Origin of the sequence: Litoribrevibacter euphylliae, assembly GCF_042646085.1 — a bacterium.
GTDB lineage: Bacteria > Pseudomonadota > Gammaproteobacteria > Pseudomonadales > Litoribrevibacteraceae > Litoribrevibacter > Litoribrevibacter euphylliae.
On sequence record NZ_JBHRSZ010000006.1, the window covers coordinates 132,542 to 151,176 of the forward strand.

The 18,635-nt window shown below is 45.6% G+C and carries 18 protein-coding genes; 12 read left to right on the forward strand and 6 right to left on the reverse strand.

Features of this window, described 5'->3' with window-relative positions; translation table 11 throughout:
• Positions 1–180 precede the first annotated feature (180 nt).
• Positions 181–2,997, forward strand: a complete 2,817-nt coding sequence (locus tag ACFOEK_RS14535) for an ExeM/NucH family extracellular endonuclease (RefSeq protein ID WP_386722180.1) — start codon at positions 181–183, stop codon at positions 2,995–2,997.
• A 209-nt stretch (positions 2,998–3,206) separates the two neighbouring features.
• On the forward strand, positions 3,207–4,166 hold the full coding sequence (locus ACFOEK_RS14540) for a sensor domain-containing diguanylate cyclase (RefSeq protein ID WP_386722181.1): 960 nt from the start codon (positions 3,207–3,209) through the stop codon (positions 4,164–4,166).
• Positions 4,167–4,277: 111 nt separating this feature from the next.
• Here ACFOEK_RS14540 and ACFOEK_RS14545 read toward each other — a convergent pair whose 3' ends face one another.
• Positions 4,278–5,294: an alpha/beta hydrolase gene (locus ACFOEK_RS14545; RefSeq protein WP_386722182.1), complete on the reverse strand. Its 1,017-nt coding sequence runs from the start codon at positions 5,292–5,294 to the stop codon at positions 4,278–4,280.
• Between the two features lie 236 nt (positions 5,295–5,530).
• Between ACFOEK_RS14545 and ACFOEK_RS14550 the strand changes: the two genes are divergently transcribed.
• The 3 genes from ACFOEK_RS14550 to ACFOEK_RS14560 all read left to right on the forward strand — a co-directional run bounded on the left by ACFOEK_RS14550 (position 5,531) and on the right by ACFOEK_RS14560 (position 7,948).
• Complete coding sequence (locus tag ACFOEK_RS14550) at positions 5,531–6,571, forward strand: GlxA family transcriptional regulator (protein ID WP_386722183.1); 1,041 nt, start codon at positions 5,531–5,533, stop codon at positions 6,569–6,571.
• A 104-nt stretch (positions 6,572–6,675) separates the two neighbouring features.
• Positions 6,676–7,020, forward strand: coding sequence for a MerR family transcriptional regulator (locus ACFOEK_RS14555; protein ID WP_386722184.1), 345 nt, complete (start codon positions 6,676–6,678; stop codon positions 7,018–7,020).
• Between the two features lie 64 nt (positions 7,021–7,084).
• Positions 7,085–7,948, forward strand: a complete 864-nt coding sequence (locus ACFOEK_RS14560) for a PhzF family phenazine biosynthesis protein (protein ID WP_386722185.1) — start codon at positions 7,085–7,087, stop codon at positions 7,946–7,948.
• A 71-nt stretch (positions 7,949–8,019) separates the two neighbouring features.
• Here the strand turns inward: ACFOEK_RS14560 and ACFOEK_RS14565 are convergent, their stop codons facing one another.
• Both ACFOEK_RS14565 and ACFOEK_RS14570 read right to left on the reverse strand, forming a co-directional pair.
• Positions 8,020–8,478, reverse strand: coding sequence for a hypothetical protein (locus ACFOEK_RS14565; RefSeq protein ID WP_386722186.1), 459 nt, complete (start codon positions 8,476–8,478; stop codon positions 8,020–8,022).
• A gap of 17 nt (positions 8,479–8,495) precedes the next feature.
• Positions 8,496–9,308, reverse strand: a complete 813-nt coding sequence (locus ACFOEK_RS14570) for an NlpC/P60 family protein (protein ID WP_386722187.1) — start codon at positions 9,306–9,308, stop codon at positions 8,496–8,498.
• Between the two features lie 391 nt (positions 9,309–9,699).
• On the opposite strand from ACFOEK_RS14570, the gene ACFOEK_RS14575 reads away from it, so the two are divergent.
• Genes ACFOEK_RS14575 through ACFOEK_RS14585 form a run of 3 tightly spaced genes read left to right on the forward strand, consistent with a single transcriptional unit; the run spans position 9,700 to position 11,303 of the window.
• Positions 9,700–10,254 carry a hypothetical protein gene (locus ACFOEK_RS14575; RefSeq protein WP_386722188.1) on the forward strand — a complete coding sequence of 185 codons (555 nt, stop codon included), beginning with the start codon at positions 9,700–9,702 and terminating at the stop codon, positions 10,252–10,254.
• A 55-nt stretch (positions 10,255–10,309) separates the two neighbouring features.
• Positions 10,310–10,921, forward strand: coding sequence for an HD domain-containing protein (locus ACFOEK_RS14580; RefSeq protein ID WP_386722189.1), 612 nt, complete (start codon positions 10,310–10,312; stop codon positions 10,919–10,921).
• Between the two features lie 28 nt (positions 10,922–10,949).
• A complete protein-coding gene (locus ACFOEK_RS14585; protein ID WP_386722190.1) occupies positions 10,950–11,303 on the forward strand; it encodes a hypothetical protein in 354 nt (117 codons plus the stop codon).
• Positions 11,304–11,387: 84 nt separating this feature from the next.
• On the opposite strand, the gene ACFOEK_RS14590 is transcribed toward ACFOEK_RS14585, so the two are convergent.
• From ACFOEK_RS14590 to ACFOEK_RS14600, 3 genes are all read right to left on the reverse strand, one after another.
• On the reverse strand, positions 11,388–12,458 hold the full coding sequence (locus ACFOEK_RS14590) for a hypothetical protein (RefSeq protein ID WP_386722191.1): 1,071 nt from the start codon (positions 12,456–12,458) through the stop codon (positions 11,388–11,390).
• 187 nt (positions 12,459–12,645) lie between these two features.
• Entirely contained in the window at positions 12,646–13,803 is a 1,158-nt protein-coding gene (locus tag ACFOEK_RS14595; protein ID WP_386722192.1) for a hypothetical protein, read from the reverse strand.
• 284 nt (positions 13,804–14,087) lie between these two features.
• Entirely contained in the window at positions 14,088–15,026 is a 939-nt protein-coding gene (locus ACFOEK_RS14600) for a LysR family transcriptional regulator (protein WP_386722193.1), read from the reverse strand.
• A 184-nt stretch (positions 15,027–15,210) separates the two neighbouring features.
• On the opposite strand from ACFOEK_RS14600, the gene ACFOEK_RS14605 reads away from it, so the two are divergent.
• From ACFOEK_RS14605 to ACFOEK_RS14620, 4 genes are all read left to right on the forward strand, one after another.
• On the forward strand, positions 15,211–16,083 hold the full coding sequence (locus tag ACFOEK_RS14605) for a DMT family transporter (RefSeq protein ID WP_386722194.1): 873 nt from the start codon (positions 15,211–15,213) through the stop codon (positions 16,081–16,083).
• A 154-nt stretch (positions 16,084–16,237) separates the two neighbouring features.
• Positions 16,238–16,786, forward strand: coding sequence for a hypothetical protein (locus ACFOEK_RS14610; RefSeq protein WP_386722195.1), 549 nt, complete (start codon positions 16,238–16,240; stop codon positions 16,784–16,786).
• Positions 16,787–16,872: 86 nt separating this feature from the next.
• Complete coding sequence (locus ACFOEK_RS14615; protein ID WP_386722196.1) at positions 16,873–17,046, forward strand: hypothetical protein; 174 nt, start codon at positions 16,873–16,875, stop codon at positions 17,044–17,046.
• 257 nt (positions 17,047–17,303) lie between these two features.
• The gene (locus ACFOEK_RS14620; RefSeq protein ID WP_386722197.1) at positions 17,304–18,632 is read left to right on the forward strand and encodes an efflux RND transporter periplasmic adaptor subunit; all 1,329 of its coding nucleotides are present in this window, start codon (positions 17,304–17,306) and stop codon (positions 18,630–18,632) included.
• Positions 18,633–18,635 lie beyond the last annotated feature (3 nt).

Sequence of the window (18,635 nt, forward strand, 5' to 3'; positions counted from 1 at the left end):
GGTTCATTGCGAACCTCTTTTTTTGTGTGCGTTTTTTGTGTGCGTTCATACAAATTTATAAGGTTTCATCAAAATCGCACAAAGTCTTCATCGTTTGTTATCCGACCTGTAGCAATTGCTCCGTCTAATAGCTCCTTTTAATCCAAAACTATAACCATTCGATTAAAAATTGGAGCTCTCATGCGAAAATTATTATTAGCTTCTGCCATTATGAGCAGCAGTGTAGCTACGTCACTAATGGCTGCGCCGGTCATTAATGAAGTAGACAGCGACAACCCGAGTACTGATACCGCCGAATTCGTTGAACTGTACGATGGTGGCGCAGGGAATACCTCCCTGGATGGCTACGCCTTAGTGTTTTTCAACGGCAGCAACGACAGTAGTTACAAGACAATTGATCTATCTGGTCAGGTTACTGACAGTAATGGCTATTTCGTGGTGTGTGGTGATGCCGAATATGTGGTCAATTGTGATTTGGATGTCTCGCCAAACAGCAACTTGATTCAGAACGGAGCCGATGCGGTTGCCTTGTATCAAGTGGCGGCCAGCCAGTTTCCGAACGGGTCAGCGATCACAACCAATAATCTGGTTGATGCGTTGGTTTATGACACCAACGATGGTGATGACAGCGGTCTATTGCCTTTGTTGAATGCAGGGCAGCCGCAAGTTAATGAAGGTGGCGCAGGCGATAAAGATAACCACTCGAACCAGCGTTGTGGTGAAGGCATCGCGCGTAATAGCGACGGTTATCAACAATTGACTCCAACACCGGGAGCGGTGAATGCCTGTGGCGGTGTTGACCCTGATCCTGAGCCAACCTTAGGTGAGTGTGGTGATTCAACGGTTGAAAACTACGCATTGATCAGTGCTGTGCAGGGCCATATCATCGACATTTCAAACGATGCGTCGCCATTGTCTGGTCAGAAGGTGATTGTTGAAGCCATTGTGACGGCGGATCTGCAAGGCGGTGCTTTGGCCAACGGCGACTCTTCTTATCAGTACAGCGGTTTCTGGTTACAAGAGGAAGCGTCTGACAGTGATGGCAATGACAACACCTCGGAAGGTGTGTTCGTCTATGACTACCGCAATGCTGTGAATGTCGGCGACAAAGTTCGTTTGATGGCATCGGTGGCTGAATTCAATAACACCACTCAGTTGAAGAGCGTCGATGAACTGGTGGTGTGTTCTTCTGGAAACGACTTACCAACCGCTGCGTCTGTAACCTTACCTGTGGCATCGCTTGAAGCGCTGGAAGCCGTTGAAGGGATGCGCGTTCAAACCAACCAAGAACTGATTGTCAGTGATCTGTTTGGCACAGGTTATGGTTTTGGTAACTACGGTCAGTTCGTGGTGTCGTCTAAGTTGCACTATCAACCGACAGAAATTGCTCTGCCGGGGTCTGCTGAAGCGCAAGCGGCAGCGGATGCGCGTCCACTCGATGTGTTGTTGGTCGATGATGGCGTGTCGGCTTCTTATCCATCCTTCATTCCATTCCCGGACGACTCAGGCTTCTCTGCGGATAACCCAATGCGTATCGGTTACAGCGTCCGTGACCTTGAAGGGGTGATGCACGGCTGGCGTAACAACTATACGGTGATCCCTTCAAATCTGACCATTGATCCGACCGCACCTCGTACGCTTGAACCTGTGATCTCGGAAGAGGCCGATCTGGTTGTGGTGGGCATGAACGTACTCAACTTCTTCAATGGCGATGGTCAAGGCGGTGGTTTCCCAACTTCTCGTGGTGCACCAACTTACGATGCGTTCACTGTGCAGACGGATAAGATCGTGGCGGCATTGACGGCGATGAATGCTGATGTTGTTGCGTTGATGGAGATTGAAAACGACGGCTTTGATGCCAACAGTGCCATTCAGGATTTGGTGGTTGCATTGAATAGGCAACAACAACCGGGCAACGAATACAGCTTTGTTAATCCGGGTGTGAGTGCGATTGGCACCGATGCGATTTCAGTGGGGCTGCTTTATCGCACGGCTAAGTTGAACCCTACCGGTGACACGGTAATCCTGAACAGTGACAACTCGCCTGTGGATGACAATGGCGACCCGCTGTTTATTGACGACAAAAACCGCCCGTCGTTGATTCAAAGTTTCGATTATCAGGGTGAGACCTTCACCTTGTCTGTGAACCACCTTAAGTCCAAAGGTTCGGCGTGTAATGAAGTCAATGAAGGTCAGGATGGTCAAGGCAACTGTAACCTCACTCGTACCAAAGCCGCACAGGCGTTGACTCAGTTCTTAGCGACTCAGCCAACCGGTGTTGAAACGGATAAAGTGATGATCTTGGGTGACTTGAATGCCTACAGTCAGGAAGACCCAATGCAGGTGTTCTATGGTGATGGTTTTACCAACCTGAAGTACACCGATAAGGCCTCTGAAGAAAAGCCATTCTCGTATTCATTCAGCGGTTTCCTTGGCAGCTTGGATCATGCGTTAGCGAGCGATGCTTTGGTTGAGCATGTGGTGAGTGTCGATGCTTGGCACATCAACTCGGTTGAAGATTCAATGGTGGATTACCTGACCGAAACCAACGGTCAGCCATATGACTCCATTGATCATTATGCGTCGCCAGATGCGTATCGATCTTCAGATCACGATCCGATTGTGGTGGGGCTGCGCTTCGAAAACACGGCACCAGAGCAAGTAGATGAGATATCTGATCTTTCTCTGACCAGTATGGATCAAGAGGTAGAGCTGGATCTTAGCGACTACTTCACCGATGCCGATGGCGACAGCTTAAGTTATCAAGTACAAGGGCTGCCAGCCGGTTTTGCTGTGTCCGACCAAGGTGTGATTACCGCTGAGCTGACGGATGCCAGTTTTGAACATTTACCGGCTACGGTGTCTGTGATTGTGTCTGATGGTCGAGAATCGGTAAGCGCTGAGTTTGATATTGTGGATAACCGTCCACAACCCAACCCTTGGCAACGTCTCATTGATTTTTTGAGATGGTTATTCGGTATGATTTTCGGTCGCTAGCGATTCTTTAGTCTCACGTTTATACGGGGAAACCTTCTTGGTTTCCCCGTTTTTTGTCTGCTGATTTGCACCGTCTCTTTGCAACCGTTCATCACTTGACCCTAACAGTTTAAGAAAATCCGACTAACTTTATAGATATTAGTGTGCGTGACAGGCCAATCAAGTAAACCTTTTGTTCACAGTGTCTTCCCCTGATGTGGTAATCGCTTATGTCTCAGACAGAGTGGGTTATTAACTCCGATCATTTTGGCCCTTGGCTTAAAAAATGGCAGCATACCGTGAATGTCATGGCGGAAGCGTGTCACTGTTCTGCGGGGTACATAGTGCAGTGTTCGTCGGATGGATTGATGACTGTGGTTGCCTCTGAGAAACAAGCAATAAAATACGGTACCGGGGACGTAGTTGGCTACGACATTAACCTCTATTGTAAGAAGATCGTAGAAACCAAAGATCCGCTCTATGTTCGGGATGCTAGAAAGGATACGTTCTGGGCTGATAACCCAGAAGTGGCCGATGGCTTAGTATCCTATCTTGGGATGCCAATTTTTCTTCCCTGTGGTGATTTATTTGGCACCATCTGCATTTTAAATGAAGAACCCACCAACTTTGACCCGATTTATCCGAAGCTTGTCGAGCAATTCCGGAACATTGTTGAAAGTGATCTGGAGTTGATCCAGCGTAATAAAGAGCTCGAAGAAATAGCCATCACCGATGAGATGACCGGTCTTTATAATCGCCGTGGTTTTAAAGCGTTGGCCCATCAGCAGCACAAACTGGCTCGGCGTATTGGTTGCAGCATGGGGTTGTTGTATCTCGACATTGATGATTTAAAAGAGATCAATGATGTCATTGGGCATGAGGCGGGGGATGAAGCCATTATCCAATTGGCACGAGGCATGGAAGAGTGTCTTCGTGATAATGACATTTCAGCACGCATCGGTGGCGATGAGTTTGTCGCCTTGGTATTGCTCTCAGAGATCGATACCTTGCCCGCAGTGATTCAGCGTATGAACCTCTACTTCAGTCATCAACTCCTGTCGCTTGGCCGTCCGTTAAAAGTCAGTATTGGCGGTATTTTGGTGCCTGAAGTGGAGATGGATTTTGATCAGTTATTGGATTCGGCCGATCAGGAAATGTATCGTACTAAACGGGCGAGGAAAGCCGGTTAAAAGTCGGGTTAAAAAGGCCAGTTGTAAGGCGGTTAATAATTACAGCATTTTTCCTTCAACTGGCAAGACAGGTTGCTATTGCTCGGTTGCTTCTCAGCGTTTGACACTCAACTACTCTGCATTCCTCTCAATAAACGCTTTTACCGCGTCAATGACCTCTGGATCTCTTACCGCTTTGTTGTGCCCAAGTGCTTGGGTGAAGCGATGTTCTGCGGTTGGAATTTGGCTTTTCAGCGTTTTACCGACTTCCAGACTGACTTGATGATCTTTGTCGTCGTAGCTGTAGAACTGTGGCATGTGATAGCTCTGGTTTCGTAAGTCATAGTCGCCCCAGAAATTGTCACCAAACTTCTGTTCCATTAAGGCCTTGTGTTGGTCGATCACTTCTGACGGCAAAGACAGTTGGTGTTTGAAGGTATGAACGATATGGCTTAAACACATCGGTGTGTTCAGTACCACATGAAAGCCAGCTTCTGCTCCCGCATTCAACGCATTGTGACTGGACAGTCCGCCGATGGAATGGCTGATAATACCGGTTAGTGTTTCTTGCTGCGCAATCTGTTGGATGATCTCACTGATTTCTTCGGCGTTGGTGGTTTTGCCTTCAGCCCGACCGTGCCCTGGTGCGTCAAACGCCATGACTCGATACCCTGCATTGACCAAGGCTTGTGTCAGTTGGCGGAACTGACCGCTGTGACCACCCCAGCCATGTACGGTAAGAATTGTTGGTCCTGATCCCCATTGGTATATGGGAATTGCGTTGCCTTGGTAATCCATAGTTTCTTGTGATGCCGAGCTTAGCCATGCGTGATCCGTTTCGTTGATCGGACGATTCTGAGGAGTAAACCAGATATTGAAGGCCATTTTCCCGGCTGCTCGTGTAGAAATAACATTGACGGCACGAACGGCTTTTCCTGCCCACACGAACGGTGCTGGTTGCTTTTTCTTTCCAATGAAGTTCTCTATGTGTTCTAACCACTGATGTTCAGTAACTGGTGATGTAGGATGCAGTACTGAAGGCTCTGCACTGCGTTGTTCCGGATAGCGTGGTTCTGAATCGTGTGAATGGTGGCGTACATTCTTCGTTGTATTTGGTTGATTGTGTGTGACGTCTACCGTGGTATTCATGGTTGGCTCCTTAAATATGATGTATCGAGCATGTGTCTATTTTTTAATCATAAGTACCCTTGCTTTTATTAAGGAGTGTCTTTTAAGGCACTTAAGGTGCTAAATTAGTCACTCAGTTGATATGACTAAAACCGCACCCTTAATGTCAAATATGGCTTGGCGGGCATGGCTAAATTAGCATTTATACTGTGAATTAAGACGGGAGCCCGAGTAGGGATTGGGAAAAGAGGTTCGTTATGCAGAAAAAAACAATATCAATTCTGATTGGGGACAATTGCCCCGCGTCAGGTGTGTTCTCTGTGGTGGATACCTTAATTTCGGCAAACTACTGTCATCGAAAAAGTAGTGGCATTGAGGAAGATATCTTCCCGTTCAAAATGATCGGGCGAAATAAAGAACACCGAGCCTACAATGGTTTTCCGATCACCCCGGTAGCACCTGTCGATCCAACAGACCGGCCTGATATCCTGATCGTGCCGGGAATGGTCGAAGCGACTGCCAGAGAGAAACGGTTGGTGCAAGCGCTGGTTAATAACCAAGACTACATTGAATTGATTAAAGCCTGGCATCAGCAAGGTACTGTGGTTGTTGGTGTCTGTCATGGCAACTTTATTTTGGCTGCATCCGGTATTGCGTCTGATCGAGCATTAACGACTCACTGGATCATGGACAGTAAAGCCCATCTTCTTTTCCCGGAACAAGTATTCGACGTGAACCAATTGATGATTGATCACGGTGATGTGATCAGCTTTGGTGGTGCGTCCGCCATTTCCCAGATGGTGCTTTACATCATTGAGCGATTTCACAGCCGGGAATTGGCATTGAATGCGGGGCGATTAATGCTGATTGAACCGGCACAAGATCTTCAAACGCCGTTCAGTATGTTTATACCTAATCGTTCCCATGGCGATGCTTACGTGTCTCAGCTTCAAGACTTGTTGGAACAACATTTTCAGGATGTAGAATCGTTACCAGAATTAATGGCGCAAGTGTCCATCAGCGAACGCCAATTAACGCGCCGTTTCAAACAAGCCACCGGTGAAACGCCGATTGCTTATCTTCAGCGCTTGCGTATCGAATTTGTTCGACGCGGTTTGGAAACCAGTAATAAGCAGGTGAACAGCTTGATTTGGGAGTCGGGTTACGAAGACGTGAGTTCATTTCGACGTCTATTTAAGAAAACCATGGGCATTACCATGACCGAGTATCGACAACGTTATGGCTTATTGCATAAAGCGGCAGATCTTTCTGGCAATGTACAGGCGATGTTGCAGTAAAGGATTGTCTCTGTGAAAAAACATCTGCGGTTTGTAGCGCAACGTCGGTGTGTTTTATAGGATTGTTTTTTGTTAGGTTGAGGTCTTTAAAACGAGAAAGTGTTATGAAAATCGGACTCGTCAGCGAGAATACTGGGCTAGGTATTCACACCATTCGGTATTATGAAAAACAAGGGCTGATCAATCAGCCCAAGAAGGATGCCAGCGGTCATCGGGCTTATAATGGCAAAGATGTGGATCTATTAAACTGGATCGCCTGCATGAAAAACTCGGGAATGCCACTCAGTCGAATCAAAGAATACTCCGTTGCCTTTTACAATGATGACAGCACTACCTGTTTGAGTATTCTCGAAGATCATCTTGAACATCTTAAGGAACAGCAGAAAAACATCGAGCATTATGTCGATGTCACGGCGAATAAAATTTCTCGACTAAAAGGCTTGACCTAGACCATGGTCTAGATTGCTAGCATTGCTTTCATACCGATTTAACAATGATCTAAGGAGACGGGTGATGAAAGTAAATGTGGCGATCTTAAATGCCTTTGTCGATGACCATCGTGGGGGGAATCCTGCAGGTGTTGTCCTAAATGCCGACGCATTATCTAACGAGCAAAAACTTAATATTGCCAAGCAAGTTGGCTTGTCAGAAACGGCGTTTGTATCTCAATCTAGCGAGGCGGATTTCAAACTGGATTTCTTTACGCCGCAGAAGCAAATTGCGCATTGTGGGCACGCCACTATTGCCACCTTCAGCTACCTCTCGCAGCAAGGCTTGATCCCGTCACCAAATACCTCCAAAGAAACCATTGATGGTGTTCGACAAATTGAAGTCAAAGGCAACGTTGCCTACATGGAACAACTGGCACCTAAGTATTCAGACCCAGAAGGGGATCACGAGCGCATTCTTGGTTCATTGGGGCTGTCACAACAAGACGTCATGGCTAAGCCTGTGATTGCCAATACTGGAAACGGCTTCTTGGTTGTGGGCGTAAACAGCATTGCACAGTTAGAAGCAATACAACCGAATCAGCAGGAGATAGAAGCCATCTCCGAAAAGTACGACTTAATCGGCTATTACGTCTTCACCACCGAAACCAATGTCGAAGGTCGTGATGCATCAACCCGGATGTTTGCCCCGCGTTATGGCATTGAAGAGGAATCTGCCACCGGCATGGCTGCTGGCCCGCTCGTATGCTATCTGCATGACTACCTGGATATGGATAAAGACCACTTTGTGATCGAACAAGGGTACTCGATGACACCGGCATCGCCTAGTTGTCTTGATGCTCGTCTTTCAACAAATGACGGCGAAATTCAATCGCTGATTGTTGGTGGGGTAGGTATGGCGTCGCGTTTTGAGGAAGTAGAGGTTTAGATAAGGGATGCCGCAGACTTGTATTGAGTCAGCGGCTAATTCTTTGTTATAGGGACTTGTTCAGAGGTTCCCTAGTAATTGCAATGTGAACCCTGTTCTGGATGGGATTTAACACGCGTTACATTCTTCTTAGCTAAATTAATAAGAGCTGGTGTGCTTTCAAACTGGGCGCCTGTTCCTGGCCAGTAGAAGCCTTCACCATTTTTGCACAGGGTTACAATAATGGGGCTTTGATCTATAACCGCATCTTCACCTTCTTCTACGAACATAGAGTAACTAAGGGTAGTGAGCTCTTTTCCGTTTAAGGTTTCAATTACCTTTGCGTAATAGATGTGTTGTTCTGGGAAGTCTTGGTCATTTGATGGGATGACCTCAACACGAGTGTGTTTTATGACCGCAGAATAAGACGTGTTTTGAATTGCTTCTATAAGGAACGATTCTTGTTCTGAATATTCCTGGTTATTTGCTGTCGCAGATGTTTTACATGCAATTAAGAAAAGAGTTAGGGAGAGTAAGAGTAAGCTTTTCATGAGTCAGTTCCTTTTGATTAAGCTTCGCTTCCTGCAATAGCAGCTTTCTTAGTATAAACGGGTAATGAGCTTTGTTTTGTGTCGAAGCTCGTAGGAATGACGAATGTATCCCACACCTCAGCTTTGTATTTTGATACTTTAACTTGGTTACTTTGATTCCCGCCTAACATATATAAATATTTTCCATCACTGCTCTTACCTACTACAAAGGCAACATGACCACCACCTTTGCGAGTTTTGACTCCAATAGCTCCGTGAATTGGTTTTTCAATCTTCTTTCCAAAATTAACCCATTCTCTTGCTCTGTAACCACTCTTGACAGGCTTAAATCCATGTTTTTTTAGTACCCAAGCTACAAAAGATCCACACCATGCATTTTTACCGCCTGAGTCATCTGTTCCCCAAAACTTAGTGGCTTTAAAGTATTCTAAAATTCGAGGATTTGCTTTTGGACCTGCAACCTCTGATTGCCCTATTTCTGCTAGGGCTGTTTTCATCCAAGGGATGGTACTGACAAATGTTGCGGGAGAAACGATAGCTGCTAACTTTGTGGAGGACTGTTTTTCTTTGATCTTCTTGTGTGTTCGACCATTGACGGTGATTAAGCCGTCTGGACGCTTAAACATCACCACTTTTCTTTGAAACTCTTTTATTGCTTTGACCGTTTTGGAGTTTTCCGGTTTAGGCCCAAGCTGTCCATCAATAGTAAGTCTTTTAATCGGTGAAATGAGGTGAATTAGTTCGTTTAGCGCTTCTTGAACTGCTTTGACATCTTTTGGAAGATTTTTTCCTTTAATGCCAACAGACATCACGATTTTTAACTCTGGCATATTGAAATCCTTTTCAATGGGCAATGGGAAGGTGGCTTAACTTTAGAGGCTTTTTCTTTGTTCTCTCATTAAGTGAAATCCTAGAATGTGAGACGCTACTTCAGTTCAGGTGGATAAAAAATAAGATTTATTAAAATTGTGAAATTTTTCTCAAGATCTTTGTTTAAGACGAGAATGTAAGTAAATGCTATACGACATACGTATAGTTTTTACTTAAAAAAGGTGTTGGCGACTTCTCGTTTTAGGTGGTAGATATTTATATGTAATTACCTGTAATCAGCAGAAGCTGGATATCTCTTGGGGTCATAACCTAACGTTTTAATACTTGCTTACTCTCGTCTGTTAAATGGCTAGAGCGAGTGTAATTCACTCATTGAAAGGTTATGGCTCTATGAAACGGATGTTATTAAGTGCCTTAGTATTTGCTGTACAAGGCTGTTCTACTGTTCCTACTGAAAGTGCTCACGTTGCTCCACAAACCTGTGTGGGAAGCACAGACTTACCTCAAGTGCTGTCTACCCAGTTCAGTGCGGTTACTGATACAGCGTTGTTGAATGATGCCTTAGGTGAAAAAGACCAAGGTAAATTGTGCCAAGGTCAAGTGTATGAGAGTAAAGAAAATGCACAGGTAAAAGTCTTCCGCGCTTGGAACAGCACCAATCCCAACAGCCAATACGGTCAGTGGTGGGCGTTTAATGAACCCGCTGGCAGTATTTCTGCGTATCGCTCTGATTATGAGATTTGCTACCAATGGTCACCTCTGGACAAAATGGTGAGCTGCACGCTCAAACCTGGTACCAAGGTTGTGGTAGGAAATGGCCAAAGTGCGACTTGCTCTCAGTATCTGACTTATCCCGTCTCGGCTAAGCAACAAGTCTACATTGCGGATGCTGAAAACGTTGTTATGAACTGCACAGAATATAACGGTGTGATGAGTTGGGAGTAGCGCGTTTGCAGGGTATTCTTGTCGACAAGGAATATGTTGTAACGAGGATTTCATTATGTGGCAGGCGCGATGGCAAGCTTTGATGACACGCTTAGGGCTATCAGAGAATCAAACAACCTTTGACGCTCTGATCGCCGCTTACTCCGAAAAACATCGACGCTACCATGACCTATCGCATTTAGCGGCGGTATTAGAATCTTTAGATCAGGTTGAGGAATTGACGAGTCAAAAAGACCTGATCGAACTGGCGTTATGGTTCCATGACGCCATCTATAAAACTAAGTCTTCTGGTAATGAGGCTAAAAGTGCTCAGTGGGCACGCACCTTCTTAACTGAAAATGAAGCGAATGAAGAAACCATCAATAAGGTTGTTGAATTCATCATGGCGACTGAGCATAACTATGTGCCTGTCGACGAAGATCAAAAGCTTATTGTCGATATTGATCTGGCGATTCTTGGTCGTTCAGAAGAAGTCTATACAAAATATCAGCAGGATGTGAGACAGGAATACGCTTGGGTGCCCAAGTTTATTTATACTCGAAAACGAAGAGCTTTGTTGACGTCTTTCTTGGCAAGACCTCGTATTTACTCATGTGACGTTTTTTATGAAGCGCTGGAAGCTAACGCCCGACAAAATATTAGTCGAGAGTTGGAAGGGTTGGGTTGATTGAGGTTTGGACAAAAAAGAATTTTTAATGAACGATATTCAACGTAAATTTGATCGTCTAGAACGGAAACAGAAGTTGCTAAAGGCACTGCCTGTTTTTCTTATCAGTGGTATTTTCGCTTTGTGTATTTACGCAGTTTCTAAGCAACAAATCGAACAAGGTCGGGATGTAGTTGGTCATGTCATAGGATCTACAGTTCATTTCACTGAAGAAGGTAATAAAACAAAGTTACAAGTTCAGACAGATAAAGGGGCGTTTTGGGTTTCTTTGCCCAGAGGGATTGAGTTAAAACGGCAAGGCGAAGTAGCCCTTCATGAAATGGAGTTAGAAAGTGGCAGAGTTAAATATGACTTTCTTCATTATCAAAAGCCTGACAGTTAACAAATAAAAAACCGGGGCAGAATGTCTTCTACCCCGGTTCATATCGCTCTCAAATCTAACAGTCGTTAGATCCAACGTTTATTTCTAAAAGCTGTTATACACCACAGCAGACATGGACTGGTTCTTTGCACCTTTGATCGTGGTGTACTTGTCACCTTGACCCCAAAGCTGCCACCAAGCCAGTTCTTCGCGCTGTTCAAGCGTTAGGTTCATGCTTAAACCGCTGACGCTGTAGTTGCTGGTGGATGCAGTCATCTCGTTGCCTGTGGCATTGCTGATGGTTGCACCATGACCGGCACCTTCTGCCATCACTAATGGGAAGTGATTCGGGAAGAAGCTACTTGGCGCTGGTTTGCTTTCTACTTTACCGTTCATTGCCAAGTCTGGCAGACAGCTGTCGTAGCTACCGTTGTCCGCTGCGCCACACGCAGAGTGCAAAGGCACAACCGAGTCGTCAGAGCCGGTAATGAAGGATTTTGTAATACCGCCGTATTCAGAACCTGCACCTACCATGCGTAGACGAGGTACGTCAGACACAGACGTTGCCATTGAACGCGCAACGCTTGGTTGTAGGTTATGAAGCACACCCATGTTGTCTGGTTGAAGTTCGAAACCAAGGAAGGCTTCAGAAGCTTCTTTCAGCGGCCACATGTACCAAGCGTCGTTGTTAGCGGCTTGAATGGCTGTATCAGCCAATTCAGTACCACCACCGGCGCCAGCAAAGTCGATCGCTGCCAGAATGTTGAGTGGTTGAAGGTCTTGTGACTCTAACCAGTGCGCTTGGTTTTCCAGCATGTAGCGGGCCACCAAATCACCGGTTGAATGGGTTACCAAAACACAACCATCGTTACAGAATCCCGCGCGTGAAAGCTCAGTGATTTTGTCGTAGATGCGTTGTGCGGTGTCGCCTTCAATACGGTCGTTGGAATCCCAGTCGATACGCGCATCAGCGTGTTGCAACCAGAAGTCCGCCCAGTAACTTTCACCGTTTTGGCTGATTTGTTGTTCGGTTTGATCACCGGACATCAAATTGCCTGGTTGAAAGCCGTGAATGGCAATCACGTTTTTCCCTGCCAGTTGTGCACTTGCAGGCAAAGCCGCCAGCATTCCCCCTGTGATGATGCATGCAGATACTGCTAATTTCTTAAACATCATTACTCTCTCTTATTGTTATTTTGTTTTAGTCAATTACATCGAACCTTTATTGGCCGATGTGAGCGATGTAGTTCGTCCGTGAAGGGAACTTATTAAGTTCTTCCATCCCTTCTTCAATCACCTTAAACCAACCATGTGGTGTACTGTGATCTGAAGTCGTTGATTAAGCGCTTTATGCGTCAGGTTTCTAACCCTGAGACGTCGATAAAGTTCTTAAAAATTCCACTTTGGCCTCGACGTTAGGGTCAACGTAAGGGCTTTGGTCGTAGTCTTTAAATGGATAGCCTTGAACGTCGAACGCTTCGTCCGGTACTTGTCCATAACCACTTTTTGCTCCTGGCTTTGCCGGTAGCATTTTTAGTTCGAAATCATCTAACTGATACGGGCCTTCGCTTTGTTTCGCGGATAAAGCACTGTAATGCGCTTTCAACTCAATGATGTCGTCGTAAGCACTGAATTTCCCTTTAGCGCTGAGGTTCATCAGTGGCTCATTGTTATCGCTGTAAAGATTCGCGGAAAGCACGTAATACCCCGTGTCGTCGAGATCAACCTTTACCGGGATCATCAAATGCGAACCTTCTACGTAGCTGTCTGAAACGCCTTCAACTTCACCTACTTTGTGGCTGATCTTGAGCGGCGTTCGAATCTCAAAGCGATCGCTTTGATTGGCATAACGGACACTTGCGACCACATAAAAATCTTGTTCCGACGGCACGTTGACTTCAGAGAGAATTAAGCTGGCTGTAGCTTGGTTACTACTTAGGGATACCGAACTGGATGAACCGCCTTGCGTAAAAATACTCTTACCGTCGGCGGTTACCAGTTGGAATTCAGCAAAGGTAACTTCGGTGTTTTCACCAAGATTGGCCGTGACGGTTGCGTCTATGGTTTCGCCCCAAAAGTATTGGAATTTGTTCAAGCCCAACTGAAGGGTTAAGTCATCACCTAAGCCCAATCCCTTCATTGGCAACGCAGTTGGAATATGGCGGTTGGGAATAAACTGCTGAAGGTTAGTTGCACTGATCGGGTAGGAATAACTTGGGAATTGGCTTTGATATTCGTACATGTCAGCCACTCGCTTGAGCTGAGCTTTCATCTCGGCGTTGGCAAATGGCTCGGGTTTGGCTTTTGATGTCGGAGCCTTGGTTGCGGTTGGAGCATTGCTGAATGAACTGAAAGATACGGGCTCGCAGTTGTTTAGGCAATCAGGCGTCGGTTCATTATCTTCAACACCATAATCAACATCGTTTGGTGTGCTATCTGAGAAAATAAGCGCAGAGAAGCCCATCAGCAGTAAACTGCCGAGCATAAAAAGACCGAGAGCTATGATTTTTGGCGACTTCATTTCTGCCAATTACCCCTTCAAACGACAGCTTCAATGCTGAAAGGGCTTTGCGATAAGCGCAGGAAAACTTGGTTTCAGTTCTCTGGCGCTTGGCAAAAGCATCGCGTCCTGCGAGATGTGCAAAATGCACGGTTGTTTGTTTTTTGATCTTTATACCATTGCGCCAAAATGGGCGGAATCTTATTTTTGTAATGATTTTTTGCTAAACAGTTATTCAATAAAAATTTGACCAAAAACCTCACCCCAAAGGGTGATTATATCGACAGCCCCCGAAAATAAAGGGCTTAAGCCAACCCAGAAGTACGGGCGGTCTTCTTAATCCACTGCCGAACCTTCATGATACTGGGTTCATTACGACGGCTGGTTTTGAAGGCAAAGTAAAATTTGTCCTCGGTGATGAAGTCATGACAAGGCAGTCGAACCAGGTCGGAATCTCGTTCCGGGTCATACATATAGTCATTGGTCAGAGCAATGCCTTGATGATGGCGAGCCGCCTCCAGCGTTAATAGCATGTGGCTGAATTGCTGAAACTTCACACTGTCCGGCACTCTTAATCGGCCAGCATAGGCCCACAGCAGCCAATCTTGTTTTGGCTTACAAAAAATTGAGATAGTGGATAACAGTGGAAACTGAAAGAGACTCTCGGCAGGAATGTGCGTCGGTGTCAGGCTATCAATAATGCCTGCTTGATAAAGCGTATCGCAGATGTGGTTCCAGTAATTGCGGCTGCAAATGGGGAAGAGCTTTTCTGTGTAGAGCAAATCCATGGTGTAGCCTTTGCTCTCGCCATGAATGGTGATGAAGCAATCGGCAGTGTGATCGGATAACACCGGGCTCTCATTCTTCATATCCAACTGAAGATCTACCTCCGGGTGCTCACGCTGCAAACTGGGTAAATTGGGGATCAACCAACGCACCGCAAATGAGCTGAACAGCGCCAATCGTACTTCTGAACTGGCAATGCCCTGAACTTGCTCGCTGGCCCGCTCGATCTGATTAAGACTGCTGGAGATGGCCTCCCAATAGTTTTGGCCTTGTTCCGTCAAAGACAGATTTCTGCCCTTGCGAGTAAACAGATCTTCCCCGAGATACGACTCTAAAGCGCGAATTTGATGGCTCACCGCGCTTTGGCTGACATTCAGTTCATCGGCTGCCTTCGTAAAACTGTTTAAACGGGCGACGGCTTCAAAAGCGGGCAGGGCGTTCAGCGGTGGTAGTTTCATGGCTTAGATCCGTTTTCTTTCTATTGTTTTAGTATCTAAAAAACTAATGCTAGCAAATATATATCATTTTTAATCATGTTTCTTCCGACGTATTCTGATCGCCTTCTGTTTAGTTTGTGATCGCTTTTTGTTCGTGTCCCTGAGTGCGCAGGGATAAGCCGAGTGAAAAGGGTGGGAGTTGTTTATGTCTGGAAAAACCGTTAACAGTGCTATTCTATTGCTGATTTTAGGCAACGGTATGGCGATTGTGTCTGACCTTATTGTGAAGATGCAGGGCGAAAACGTCGCTGTTTTTCAATTTGTAGCCGTACGTTTAGTGATCATGTTGCTGCTGTTATTGCCTTTCATTAAAAAAGTGAATTTCGGGAATCTGTGGGAAGGCGGTCGTATTCAATTTCTAAGAGCGCACATTAGCTATGCGGGCATCTGCTGTATGGTGGTGGCGTTAAGCACCTTACCATTGGCGACGGCGAATGCCATTTTCTATGCTGCGCCGTTGTTGGTTGTGGTGCTGTCCGTACTTTTCTTTCGTGAGCCCTTATCAAAGGCCAGCTTGTTGGCAGTCATCAGTGGATTCATTGGGATTCTGGTGATCTTACGTCCGTTGGAAATCTCATGGTCGGCCATCAGTGCCATCGGAGTGGCCTTTTCTTTGGCGATCAGTGCCACGCTTGTTCGTAAACTACCGAAAGGGCAATCGACGGTTCACTCCATGTTGGTCAGCCAAATTATGATGGTGCCGATCGCAATGGCATTGGCCGTGTGGGAAGATGCACCGTTTGATACAGATACCTTGTACTACGCCTTAGGCTCAGCAGTATTTATCTCCATGTACAACGCCACCGTCTTTATGAGCTACAAATGGGTGTCCCCTCAACAGGTGACCAGCGCAGAATACACCGGCATGGTCTGGGCCATTCTGTTGGGTGTCTTATTCTTCGATGAAGTACCGGACGCTTGGCTGATCGTAGGCAGTAGCTTGATCATCTTACCGCTGTTGGGGATAGCGTATCTCGAACGTAAGAGAAAGCAGTTTGGGCAACTGGCGGCGTCTTAGAAAGCTCTAGTTATCGTATGTTTTTGATCCCGGCTTCGGCTGGGATTTTTTATGATTTCTTGTCGGTGGGTGTGGTAGAGTTTTCTGCTTATAAAAAGGGGGCTTAGCACTAAGTCGTAACTGTTTTACTGGTATTAAGGTATAAGGGGGGGCTTTGAAAAAGTTCATTTTTATTATGTGTTATGTATTCCTCGTTTCTTGCGGTAAACCTCAAATATCAGAGTCAATTCGTGACCCTAATTTTGATTTTGTTTCTTTTGCAAAGAATTTAGCTGAAAACAACCCTGATGCTGCCAACCCCAGTCAGGCTGTTGGGTATATTAAGATTAGAAGTGAGTTTAATAAAAAAATATTATTAGAGTGTTCAAATATGTTTGGAGTAAGAGCACCTGCATACAAGAATAGCTATCACCAATGGTCAGAAAGAGAACGAGCTATTTTGGAAAAGGTGGAATTGTATTGGTCTCGGGGAGCAGGAAAAGAACATGATAGTGCACAGGTCATAGAGTTATTGAAGAATAAAATTTTTAACGAAATTCTGAAACAAGCTAACAAGTATTCAAATGAGCACTCTGTTAGTCTTGAATACTCTTTGCTTAATTATTGCGATAACCATTTTATTGGACTTGATAATGGTTCTTACAGAAGAAGAGCACCAAAAGCTTATGAGTATCTGGAAGCATCTTTAAACTTAAATGACTAAGATTTTTGATTAGTTCGCGTTCTTTCATTCGCACCTAAGATAAGGTGATTGAATAATGAAATCCAAAGCATTAATAAGGCAAACCTATGGCAACACTGAAAGGCCCAACCGAAGGTGGCAACGGCGGTAAACGTGGCCACTCGAATATGGAACATCGGGATGAAACCGAGATCATTAAGGCTGCGAGCAATGTTCGTCGTCGGAATAATGAGAAGCAGGAAATTCGTCGAGAGTTGGAGAATATAGCCTCTGACTCTTAGAGAATAAGTGTCTTGAAATATCGTTCAAGTTTGTGTTGTTATTGGCTTTATTAGGTCTCCGTATTTACCTTTATTTCAATACTAAAAAATACGTTCTAACTCTTCTTTTATTCTCTTTCTGTAAAAATTAATCAAGTGATTAAATACGATCAATTATACTGCTTAACGTCGAGCTAGACTGAGTCTAAGGTATTACGGTTTTCTGTTCCGGCCGTAGCCCAACGGCAAGATAATAATAACGTATATAGGCTCTTGATATGGCAGCTCTTCCCAACCTTCTTAAACGTAAGTGGTCCTTTTTTGTCGTCATTGCGATCGGCTTTTTAGTTCTTGTGACGGTCGTAAAAAACAAGAAGCCTTTACCGGTCACCGACGTCAGTGAGAAAGCCACGCTGGTGGAAACGCTATCGTTAAGCGAACGCATGATGGGCGCGCAAATTATCGCCTTTGGTCATGTAAAACCACAAAAAATGTGGCAGGCCATTTCGGAAGTAGAAGGCCGGGTTACCTATAAGAATCCGTCCTTGGAGCGCGGTAAGTTTATTGATAAAGACACCGTATTGCTGACGTTAGACCCGCTGCACTATGAGCTGCAATTAGCGCAAGCCAAGGCGGATTTGGATTCCGTTACGTCTGAGCTGGAACGTCTCGATATTGAAGCCAACAATCTTAAGCTGTCGTTGGAGATTGAGCGTAATCAGCTGACCATTGTTGAGAAGGAAGTGACTCGTAAGAAAAGCTTGTTGTCTCGTAAGCTGACCTCACAGTCGAGCTACGATCAGGAACGTCGGAACTTACTGGTACAGCGTCAGAAAGTACAGGATTTGGAAAACCAACTAACCTTGGTGCCGTCTCGTAAACTGGTGTTGGAAGCCAGTGAGAAAGTCCAACAAGCACGAGTATCTGATGCCGAACGTTTGCTTGAAAAAACCGTTGTAAGAATGCCATTTACCGGGTTGATCGTTGAAGAAAATATCAATGAAGACGAATTGATTTCGCCTAAACAAGTGATGGTCGTTGCGCACGACTGGAGTGAGATGGAAGTGGAAGCTCAAGTGGGCGTTCACGATATGCGCCGTGCGATGCGAACCGTGCCAAGTGAGATTCAAGTGTCTTTGCAAACGGCTAATCCAGCCCACTTATTTCCTCAAGCCGAAGTGGTGATGTACACCGCCGGTGAACAAATTTCCTGGCCGGGGCAATTAACACGCATCAGTGGTGAAGTGGATCAATCCCGAGGCACTGTAGGTTTAATTGTTGAAGTGGAACAAGATCTTCAACACATGGAAATTCGTAAACGTCCGCCTTTGGTGGCGGGGATGTTTGTGGAAGTGAGAGTCACGGGCAACGAGCAGCCTTTCTTGGCGGTGCCTGCCAAAGCGGTGCATGACGGGCAGATTTATGTTCGTGATAAAGACAGCCGATTACGCATTCGCCCTGTGCGTGAGTTGTTTACCAATTCCGGCTGGGTGGCGATAACTTCTGTGTCAGGAGAACATTCAATTAAAGCGGGAGACGAGGTCATTCTGACTGATTTAATCCCTGTGATTGAAGGTGCTCTGTTAAAAACGTCGCAGGAGGGGTAAGCC